This is a genomic window from Aliivibrio sp. 1S175 (assembly GCF_001690985.1).
GTDB lineage: Bacteria > Pseudomonadota > Gammaproteobacteria > Enterobacterales > Vibrionaceae > Aliivibrio.
Map to the genome: position 1 here is coordinate 1 of NZ_MAJS01000088.1, position 376 is coordinate 376.

Consider the following 376-nt stretch of genomic DNA (forward strand, 5'->3'; position numbering starts at 1 on the left):
GTAATGCAAGGTTCTAATTTATCATAATAGGAATCATGGATGTTGGGTTTCTTATGTTTTCTAATGTGGTATGGTTTTTAATCAAGGAGATTCATATGAAAAAAATGCTTTTTATTGCTGTTATTACTTTCACAATGGCTGGTTGTACTTCTAAGCCGACTAAAGAAATGATGCAGGTAAGATCGATTAGTAGCACTGAAGGTTGTGTGTTTAAATCGGTGGAGTACCTAGAAACAGCCCCTTTTAATACGGTGAGCTACATACAGAAAACGGTTGTTAGGAAGGGAGGTGATTCTTATAAGATGATTTCGTCTTCCCCTATATCAATTTTATCTAACAATGATGCAGTGGCTAGTAATATTGAGGTTTATAAGTG

1 protein-coding gene is annotated in these 376 nt (G+C 35.1%); it reads left to right on the plus strand.

The features are described from left to right. Positions 1-95 precede the first annotated feature (95 nt). The coding region (locus A6E06_RS18495; RefSeq protein WP_141677007.1) for a lipoprotein at positions 96-376 on the plus strand (281 nt) is incomplete at its 3' end.